Origin of the sequence: Legionella erythra (assembly GCF_001467615.1) — a bacterium.
In the GTDB taxonomy this organism is placed as follows: domain Bacteria; phylum Pseudomonadota; class Gammaproteobacteria; order Legionellales; family Legionellaceae; genus Legionella_C; species Legionella_C erythra.
Map to the genome: position 1 here is coordinate 359,675 of NZ_LNYA01000024.1, position 8,742 is coordinate 368,416.

The window sequence follows — 8,742 nt, forward strand, 5'->3', positions numbered from 1 at the left end:
TATTTCAGGATTTACCCTGGTCGCGGGTTAAACGGGGAATTTACTTAAATTTGGAGTTTTACTATGTCATCTATTGTTCTCGAAGCACAAGCACGGGTCGATATGGGGAAAGGTGCGAGCCGCCGCCTCCGTCGACTGGAAAATAAAGTGCCCGGTATTTTATACGGCGGCGATAAAAAGCCTCAAGCCATTCATTTATTGCACAACAAAGTCGTTAAGGCCCTGGAAAGCGAAAGCATTTATTCCAGCGTGTTTGATCTCGTTGTCGATGGCAAAGTGGAACATGTCATTTTAAAAGACCTGCAACGCCACCCTTACAAGCCTGTTATTTTACACATGGATCTGCAACGCGTGTCGGCCAAAGACGTGCTGGTTAAAAGCGTGCCCATTCATTTCATCAACGAAGAAACCTGCAAAGGCGTGAAAGCCGGCGGCATCATTAACCACACCATGACCCAGCTCGAAATCCGCTGCAAAGTGAAAGATTTGCCTGAGTTCATCGAAGTGGATATGACCAGCGTTGGTTTGGACGATGTCGTTCATTTGGCTGACTTAAAGCTTCCTAAAGGGGTTCAGCTCACGGTCGACTTAAAAGACGGCAGCCATAACCTGCCTGTCGTCAGCGTTCACGCACCGAAAGGCGGCGCGGCTGAAGAAACCTCAGCTGCCGCTGAAGGCGAAGAAAGCGCCGAATAATCGGTATGCAGCCTTTTCCGGGGACCCTTGTCCCCGGAGGCTTTTAAATAACGTTATGATACGTTTTTTGAAATCTCAACGTATTGGCCGTTGATACACTTGCAGACATAACCGTTTATCAACTCTCAAAGACTTCCATGACCATAAAATTAATTATTGGTTTGCGCAATCCAGGCTCTGCCTATGAACATACCCGGCACAATGCCGGTGCCTGGTTTGTCGACGCGTTGGCCCACCGCCTTAATGCCTCGTTTAAAGCAGAAAAAAAGCTTCATTGCGAACTGGCCCAGGCAGTCATTGGTGCACACGCTTGCAAGTTGGCCTTACCGTTGACATTTATGAATCACAGCGGTTTACCCGCACGTGAAATCAGCCAATTTTACCGTATTGCACCTCAGGAAATCCTGGTGGTGCATGATGAATTGGACTTGCCCGCAGGACGCAGCAAATTAAAAACCGGCGGCGGGCCAGGCGGTCACAATGGCTTGCGCGATATGATTGCCCAGCTTGGCAGCGGCGACTTTCATCGCTTGCGCATCGGCATCGGGCATCCCGGGCATAAGGACATGGTCCTTAGCTACGTGTTGGGTAAACCAAGCCCTAAGGACAGGCAATTGATTTTTGATGCGATTGAGCAGGCGATTGCCGTCATGCCCCCCATCATCAATGGCGAGCTTGGTGCGGCCATGAATTTATTACACCGCTAGCGGTGTCGGCATTTTTTGAATTGACAGGTTAGGAGGTGTCCCATGGGATTTAAATGTGGAATTGTTGGTTTACCAAACGTTGGCAAATCAACGCTGTTTAATGCACTGACCAAAGCTGGTATTGAAGCGGCCAATTACCCTTTCTGCACCATCGAACCCAATGTGGGTATTGTCACCGTTCCTGATCCTCGTCTTGACGCCTTGAGCGATATCATCAAACCGCAGCAGACAGTCCCTGCCACCATGCAATTTGTTGATATTGCCGGGTTGGTCAAAGGCGCATCCAGCGGTGAGGGCTTGGGCAACCAATTCCTGGCCAATATCCGTGAAACCGATGCCATTGCCCATGTCGTACGCTGCTTTGAAAATACGGATGTCGTTCATGTAGAAGGCCGGGTTGATCCATTAAGCGATATCGAAGTCATTAATACCGAGTTGGCCTTGGCTGACATGGACACGGTGGATAAGGCCTTAATTAAAGTCGTGAAAAACAGTAAAAGCGGCAATAAAGAAGCTTTGTTTGAAAAGCAGGTTCTTGAAAAAGCCAAAGCGCAGTTGGATGCAGGCTTGCCGGTAAGAACCCTGTCCCTGAGGGAAGACGAGTGGTCAATTCTGCGCCGTTTTTTCCTGCTCACCGCCAAACCGGTTCTCTACATTGCCAACGTCAATGACGACGGCTATGAAAACAACCCCCTGCTCGATAAAGTGAAACAACTGGCTGCTGAAGAAAAAGCCAGTGTTGTCGCCTTGTGTGCGGCCACAGAAGCGGAACTGGTGGAACTGGAAGACGCTGACCGTGAGGAATTCATGGCGGATTTGGGCTTAAATGAGCCGGGCCTTCATCGCGTCATCCGTGCGGGATATGATTTACTGGGCCTGCAAACCTACTTTACTGCCGGCGTGAAAGAAGTCCGCGCCTGGACCATTCGTAAAGGCGCAACCGCGCCAGAGGCCGCGGGTGTGATTCATACGGATTTTGAAAAAGGCTTTATCCGCGCGGAAGTGATTGCCTATGATGCATTCATCGCCCACCGCGGCGAGCAAGGTGCCAAAGAAGCGGGTAAGCTGCGCTTGGAGGGCAAGGATTATGTTGTGGCTGACGGCGATGTCATGCATTTCCGTTTCAATGTTTAAATCCATTTAACCCCCTGGCCTGGGGGTTAAATGCCATAGGCCATCAACGCGTTTGTCGCTTGCAACTCGTATGCCGTCTTAAGCGATTGCCCTTTGTCAATATGTAGAAAGGCATGGGCAAAATCATGCAACTCCATTTCAAACGTGGATTGCTGGGTTTTGTCAATCCTCAACTCGATAGTACCGGTTTTTGGATCCTGCCACTCCCGAGCTTGCCGCCCCCCGGCTAAAAATAATTTAAACAACCAGGAACGGTTTTCAGCATAGGGATTCCTTAAGGTAACAAACTTCCGATGGCTTAACTGACTTTCACGTACGCTGAGAACGGCATAGGTATGCTCCATGATGATGCCGGACGGAGGATTGCTTCCAGGGCTCGCCACCACTGGATTCTGGTTTTCAAGCGCCTGTTTCAATTCATCGTACAAGCCCAATTCATCCTGACTGTAATGCGCTTTACACGGCAAAATGCGGCGGTTGACTAACCAGGTTTTTACCGCATTGATCGCCTCGACAGGCGGGTTGTCTGATGTTCTCTTTTCTTTCTCCAGAAAATCAATCAGTGTTTCCTCATACAGGATGGGCTGTTTATTCAGCAACTGTTGCCATTTATCACGATTGCGGGCAATCCAATCCAACCAGGCCTTAAGCTGTGTTTTATTGCCGTTGAATACATGCTCGTTGATATTGTCAATGCTGGTTTTCGCATCATAAGGCCGCAACAGGAAAATCAGGGCATACACATCCTTGCCTGAGCATCCCTCTATCGCAGACTGATAAAGTTCCGCAAGCGGTTTTCTGGACTGGAGTGATGTCGCGATCGCCATCGCCGTATCGCCTAGAAACGCCCGAAGCACTTTCCGGCAGTCGCCACTGCTTAACACATTGTAATTCCCACCGTTAAGCACAACGTAAGCCTTTTCTAAAAATCTCACCCAAACCGGGCCGCTGCTTAACAGGCCAGTGGATTTGGGTAAGGATTTTTCAATAACGACCCATTCCGGTTGCTCGTGGCGAAAAAAAAGCACATGGATCTGGCCATCTTTCTCAATCATTTGCTGGCGTATCAATTTCTCGCCATCAGGTAGCGCCAGAATAGCGCAGAGAACCGAGAGAAAATAGCAATCGCCGGTGCGACCACCCTGCTCTATGTCGGAAAGCTTTAAGGTATCAGGGAAAAGGGCCCCTTCATAGGGAGTATGCGTGATGGCGAAGCAGCCCAATTCGCCAACAGGATTGTTTACCGAGCTTTGTATTTCCCGGATATGGGGCATTATTTGCTCCGATATTAAACAATCTTTGAGTATAAAAGGTTTTTAATCGGTTTTACAACCAATCAAACACACGTTGCTTTCAATAATTCGGGCATGCAACTCGCTGATGACCAGTTCGCCTTCCAATTGGGCATTAATCATCTCAGTGGATGTGATATAGCTTAAGCCCACAGCCAGGCCGCGATTGTTGTTATTTTTTGCCATTTGATTCACAAACAATTTAATGCGATCGACCAGTATCGCACAGCCCTCGTCGTCTGCCATGGGCAAAAAGAACAGCATCGTACCTTCGATGCGGGAGGAAAGGTCACTCTCGCGAAATATTTTTCTTAAGTTGGTAAACAATTCACCCAGCAATTTTTCGGTATTAACCACACCCTGTTCCTCAAGAACCTGTTCCGCATTGGTAATCTGCATGGTCATGACGCTGAAATACAAGGACGGGTATCGTTCAGCCAGTTTGGCCTGCCAGGCGACAATGGCCATGAAGGCGGCATAATCGATGACTTTGAAGAAATGATTAAAATTACGGTAAATGCCCTTCTCAATGCCACGTATCAAATACTCGCCGCGGCGGGTTAAGGTGTACTCATAGAGGCGGCGAGAAGCCAGTTCACGACTTGATGATGTGCGATGGCAAACCAGGCACACCAGATTGACTTCAGGTTCTGCAAAGTAATGGCCGCATTCATTGCACAATTTGTCCTCAAGCGGCTTGTCGTAATCGACGCCAAGCGTGCGCAGGCGGGTATTGCAACGGCTGCAGACCAAACGCTCCTGCCTTAAAAATTCAGGCACAGGCCCAATTTTGCCGCAGGTATAACAATGAACAAATTTCTGCGGCTTGATATTAATCGAATGGCAACTCGGGCAGGTATGCTTGATATTGAGTAATCCTGAATCGCAGGCATTGCACGTCTGAATTTCATCGAGCAACATACCCGGTGCCAGCAAATCAGGCATCACCAGATCCTGCAAAAAACGCCAGGCATCGAAATCCGTGCCTTTATTAAACAAAAGCGTCAACAGGGGATAGTCAAAAATATGGGTCGATTGATGATTAACATAACCCTTAAGTTTGAAATCAGGACGCGAAAACAGGTACACCAATAGAACAATTTCGTCGCTTTCGGTGTCGAGATTGGCTTCGGTAATCAGGGCCAGACGCTGGTATATGCCTTCCGCCTTTAGAAGGGCCTGCTCATCGAATGGCCCGTCGAAGAGTTCGCTGACTTCCTGCCCTGGGATGCCATGATAAAAAACTGGCAAAAAGCGATATTGCCGCATGGCCCGCAGCTGGGCCAGTTCTGGTAAAAAGCTTTGTCCTGCAGATTTGGAAATCACGAGAGCATAGATATCCTGCTTGGGTAGTTCGTGAATGGAATCAACGCGCTTAAAGTCAATGGGGAGGGAGAAATCAGGGATATTATGGCCAATGACCCAAATGGTTTTTTGTGGTTTCATTAACGAAATACTCCAACATCGCAAGGTGTGCCGTTACATCAATTGTAGACCAATTAATCAGGTTGTGTAATTTATAATCTATACTAGATCATAAAATGCCACAATCATGTGTACGGGAAAAGGAAAGGCATGAGGTTACTTGATCTATTGCATACCTGGTTGAAGAAGGATGTTGATGGACTTATCAATCATCGCAGACAATTCCGCCTTATCCGCACCGTCGAGATAGAACTGATTATTCTCGGTTCATTGATTATCTACGTTTACGCTATCTGTAAGCTCTGGATGATTGTTATTTTAATCAGCATCATTGATATTGTTGGCTTTCTTAACCTTTGGCTTTTGTACCGCACCCAAAATATCCTGCTTTGCGGACACATCCTCACTGCCAATGTGTTGGTCGCCTCGGCGGTGGCTAACTATCTAATTGGCGGCGCAGGCAGTTCTTATCTCATCTGGCTTAATATCGTCCCTATTCTTGCTGCAATCACCCTAAGCTGGTCAGGGCTGGTTATTTATTCAACGCTGACACTGGGCGTGGTGATTTTCTTTTTCTTTGTCGAGCCAGTCCCCTTGTATATTGTGCCGGCTAACGAGGTTTTTGTTTTAAATTCAATTAATTACCTTTTTTCCCTGTTGATTGTCATTACCGTGTTATTTAACATGCTGAAGGAAAACGCCTATTACGAACAGCTGTTGTATGAAAAAAACTTTATGCTGCAGGCTGATAAAGAGAAATTTCATTACCTTGCCCGTTACGACACCTTAACCAACCTCCCCAACCGCTCCTATTTTCAATCAACCCTGCAAAATTACCTCGAAACCATGCCGCAACAACACTATTTAACGGTTTTTTTCATGGATTTGGATGGTTTTAAAGGGGTCAATGACCGTTACGGCCATGAGACAGGCGATGCGCTGCTCCTGCAAACCGCCAAACGCCTGCAGACCTGTTTCCGCGAAAACGATTTTATTGCCCGTCTGGGTGGTGATGAATTCATCGCCATCATCATCCATCACATGGAAGATAAAACACCCAAAGCCATTGCCCAGAGGATTTTACAGGAATTCAGCATGCCCTTTCAGATCAATGCCCAGGATATTCGATGCACCATCAGTATCGGGCTTGCGACCTTCCCGATGGATTCGCGCAATTCCGACCAATTGGTTGCCAGAGCCGACTCGGCGATGTATGAGGCAAAAAAAGCGGGCGGCAACGCATTTCGCATCACCAACGTTTTAAAAAAATCAGCCTGTAAAGACATTTAGTGTGCTTTTGTTAAGCCTCACGATTTTTTATAGCCATTAAATACCCATTTACCTTGACAATGATTCGGACCGGCCTTAGCATTCTCGCAGCACATGCTTGAGGACACAGAATGACGGTAAACCGTTTAAGAGCCCTGGTTAATGACGATTTTAATGCAGTCAATGATCTGATTATTGATAAAATCCAATCCCAAATTGGATTAATCGATGATTTGTCGACTCATATCGTTCAAAGCGGTGGCAAGCGTTTACGTCCCCTGCTGGTCTTATTAGCCAGCCATGCCTGCGGCTATCAGGGCCGTGAGCACATTACCCTGGCGGCCATGATTGAATTTTTCCATACGGCAACCCTTTTGCATGATGATGTCGTGGACGAATCCACACTGCGCCGAGGACGGGAAACAGCCCATGCGATCTGGGGCAGCAAAGCCAGTATTTTAGTGGGAGATTACCTTTTTACCCAATCCGTGCAACTCATGGTGAATGTAAACAGTTGGCCCGTTATCCGGCTTCTGGCCGATACGTCGCACAAAATTAGCTGCGGTGAAGTCAAGCAATTGGTTAATCGTCACAATGCAGCCCTGTCAATTGATGATTACCTGGATGTGATCCGCGGCAAAACCGCTTTATTGTTTGCTGCTGCCGCTGCCATTGGCGCTCTGTTAAGCGGTGCCGGTGAGGCCATTGAAAAAAGCCTTTATGCTTATGGCCTGCATCTTGGCAATGCCTTTCAGCTCATCGACGACGCGCTGGATTATTGCTCAGACGCCCATACAATCGGCAAAAATATTGGCGACGATTTGGCGGACGGCAAAGCCACCATGCCTTTGATTCATGCGTTAAAACACGGCACGCCAGAACAAAAACAATTGATTGAAGACAGCCTGCGTGAAGGCAGTCTTAAAAACCTTGATGGCATCCTGGCGGCGATAAAGACCACCAAAGCCATTGAATATACCCAGCAATATGCCGCGCAGGAAATTGATCAGGCACTCAGCGCGCTGCATATTCTGCCAAATTCCATTTATAAAGAGGCTTTAACGGATTTGGCGCTTTTTGCCATTCAACGTCAACATTAATCGGAGTGTAGCTCAGACTGGTAGAGCACTGCCTTCGGGAGGCAGGGGTCGCAGGTTCAATTCCTGTCACTCCGACCATATCAGCAAAGGGTTTTTAGAGTTTTTTAAAAGCCAAAATATCATTACAGGGTGCATATAGGGTGCATATTGAATGAGAGATTGTAGTAAAGAATTAATATTTTCCAGAAGCGTTGTAGGACTTATAAGGAAATCCACCCCATTATTTTTTTTAATACTGCTTCCTTCCATCTCTTTTGCTGCTTCGGACTGTCACCCAGAAATTAACCCTAATCTTCCCCAATATGTTATAGGCTATGGAAGTTTAATTGATGAAACCTCTAAAAAAAGAACAGATCCCTCTGCCGAAGAGAGCATTCCCGTTTTGATAAAAGGGTATAAACGAATATGGGCAGGTCACGGCAATTTACCCGGACTCAATGCTACATTTTTATCTGTAATCGCAAATAGTAGTTCATCTTTTATTGGTGTAAGCTACAAATTGAGCGAGCCGACAAACATCAAAAGTTATGATAAAAGGGAAAGTTTTTATTGCAGAGAACAAATTAATCCAGAGAACTTATTACCTCTTTCTCAACTCTCCAATTTTTCAGATCAAAAACAAGTCTGGATATACACCATAGCCTCAACGGAACATCAACTTCCCACTAAAGATTTCCCAATTGTACAATCCTATGTTGATGTCTTTTTACGAGGCTGTATTCAAGTTGAAGACAAATTTAAAATTACCAATTTTGCTAAAGATTGCATTGAAACTACTGATCAATGGCCAGTTTATTGGATAAACGATAGAATTTTTCCCCGTCGCCCATCCACTTATGAACCCTTTGCTGCACAGATAGATACTTTACTAAAAAATACTGTATCAGAACAATTCAAACATATTAGTTTTGAAAAGCCGTGATCCAGTCACAGCTTTATTATTTTCTATGCAAGTCCAACCAAGAATCAAGATCATCTTTTAAATAGCGAACGGAACGCCCAATTTTAATGTATTTAGGACCGGGGGTTCTGTTTGCTAAGGTTCCATGGTAATCCCCCCGAAAAATAACTGATGCCAAAAGTAGAATTTTCTCATAATCTATGCGGGAGGAGATTCTT

9 protein-coding genes and 1 tRNA gene are annotated in these 8,742 nt (G+C 46.4%); 7 read left to right on the plus strand and 3 right to left on the minus strand.

Annotated features, from left to right (window positions below):
- Nucleotides 1–63: 63 nt before the first annotated feature.
- The 3 genes from Lery_RS08505 (at nucleotide 64) to ychF (ending at nucleotide 2,537) form a co-directional block, all read left to right on the plus strand.
- Nucleotides 64–696 carry a 50S ribosomal protein L25/general stress protein Ctc gene (locus Lery_RS08505; protein WP_058526812.1) on the plus strand — a complete coding sequence of 211 codons (633 nt, stop codon included), beginning with the start codon at nucleotides 64–66 and terminating at the stop codon, nucleotides 694–696.
- A 137-nt stretch (nucleotides 697–833) separates the two neighbouring features.
- Complete coding sequence (pth, locus tag Lery_RS08510; RefSeq protein WP_058526813.1) at nucleotides 834–1,403, plus strand: aminoacyl-tRNA hydrolase; 570 nt, start codon at nucleotides 834–836, stop codon at nucleotides 1,401–1,403.
- 42 nt (nucleotides 1,404–1,445) lie between these two features.
- A complete protein-coding gene (gene ychF / locus Lery_RS08515) occupies nucleotides 1,446–2,537 on the plus strand; it encodes a redox-regulated ATPase YchF (RefSeq protein WP_058526814.1) in 1,092 nt (363 codons plus the stop codon).
- Nucleotides 2,538–2,563: 26 nt separating this feature from the next.
- On the opposite strand, the gene Lery_RS08520 is transcribed toward ychF, so the two are convergent.
- Both Lery_RS08520 and Lery_RS08525 read right to left on the minus strand, forming a co-directional pair.
- The gene (locus Lery_RS08520) at nucleotides 2,564–3,811 is read right to left on the minus strand and encodes a C2 family cysteine protease (RefSeq protein WP_058526815.1); all 1,248 of its coding nucleotides are present in this window, start codon (nucleotides 3,809–3,811) and stop codon (nucleotides 2,564–2,566) included.
- 42 nt (nucleotides 3,812–3,853) lie between these two features.
- Entirely contained in the window at nucleotides 3,854–5,275 is a 1,422-nt protein-coding gene (locus Lery_RS08525) for a TackOD1 domain-containing metal-binding protein (protein ID WP_058526816.1), read from the minus strand.
- A 129-nt stretch (nucleotides 5,276–5,404) separates the two neighbouring features.
- Here Lery_RS08525 and Lery_RS15675 point away from each other — a divergent pair, with 129 nt between their 5' ends.
- From Lery_RS15675 to Lery_RS08545, 4 genes are all read left to right on the plus strand, one after another.
- On the plus strand, nucleotides 5,405–6,544 hold the full coding sequence (locus Lery_RS15675; RefSeq protein WP_065230273.1) for a GGDEF domain-containing protein: 1,140 nt from the start codon (nucleotides 5,405–5,407) through the stop codon (nucleotides 6,542–6,544).
- A gap of 110 nt (nucleotides 6,545–6,654) precedes the next feature.
- Nucleotides 6,655–7,623 (plus strand): polyprenyl synthetase family protein, encoded by a 969-nt coding sequence (locus Lery_RS08535; protein WP_058526817.1) that lies wholly within the window; start codon nucleotides 6,655–6,657, stop codon nucleotides 7,621–7,623.
- 1 nt (nucleotide 7,624) lies between these two features.
- Nucleotides 7,625–7,701, plus strand: a tRNA-Pro gene (locus tag Lery_RS08540).
- Between the two features lie 73 nt (nucleotides 7,702–7,774).
- Nucleotides 7,775–8,545, plus strand: a complete 771-nt coding sequence (locus Lery_RS08545; protein ID WP_058526818.1) for a gamma-glutamylcyclotransferase family protein — start codon at nucleotides 7,775–7,777, stop codon at nucleotides 8,543–8,545.
- A 16-nt stretch (nucleotides 8,546–8,561) separates the two neighbouring features.
- On the opposite strand, the gene Lery_RS15680 is transcribed toward Lery_RS08545, so the two are convergent.
- Nucleotides 8,562–8,738, minus strand: coding sequence for a DNA-binding protein (locus Lery_RS15680; RefSeq protein ID WP_237759190.1), 177 nt, complete (start codon nucleotides 8,736–8,738; stop codon nucleotides 8,562–8,564).
- Nucleotides 8,739–8,742: the final 4 nt, after the last annotated feature.

What these genes read in the sequence shown, in the direction of transcription:
- Lery_RS08505 (WP_058526812.1), top strand. Translation starts at nt 64, where the DNA reads ATGTCATCTATTGTTCTCGAAGCACAAGCACGGGTCGATATGGGGAAA.
- pth (WP_058526813.1), top strand. Translation starts at nt 834, where the DNA reads ATGACCATAAAATTAATTATTGGTTTGCGCAATCCAGGCTCTGCCTAT.
- ychF (WP_058526814.1), top strand. Translation starts at nt 1,446, where the DNA reads ATGGGATTTAAATGTGGAATTGTTGGTTTACCAAACGTTGGCAAATCA.
- Lery_RS08520 (WP_058526815.1), bottom strand. Translation starts at nt 3,811, where the DNA reads ATGCCCCATATCCGGGAAATACAAAGCTCGGTAAACAATCCTGTTGGC.
- Lery_RS08525 (WP_058526816.1), bottom strand. Translation starts at nt 5,275, where the DNA reads ATGAAACCACAAAAAACCATTTGGGTCATTGGCCATAATATCCCTGAT.
- Lery_RS15675 (WP_065230273.1), top strand. Translation starts at nt 5,405, where the DNA reads ATGAGGTTACTTGATCTATTGCATACCTGGTTGAAGAAGGATGTTGAT.
- Lery_RS08535 (WP_058526817.1), top strand. Translation starts at nt 6,655, where the DNA reads ATGACGGTAAACCGTTTAAGAGCCCTGGTTAATGACGATTTTAATGCA.
- Lery_RS08545 (WP_058526818.1), top strand. Translation starts at nt 7,775, where the DNA reads ATGAGAGATTGTAGTAAAGAATTAATATTTTCCAGAAGCGTTGTAGGA.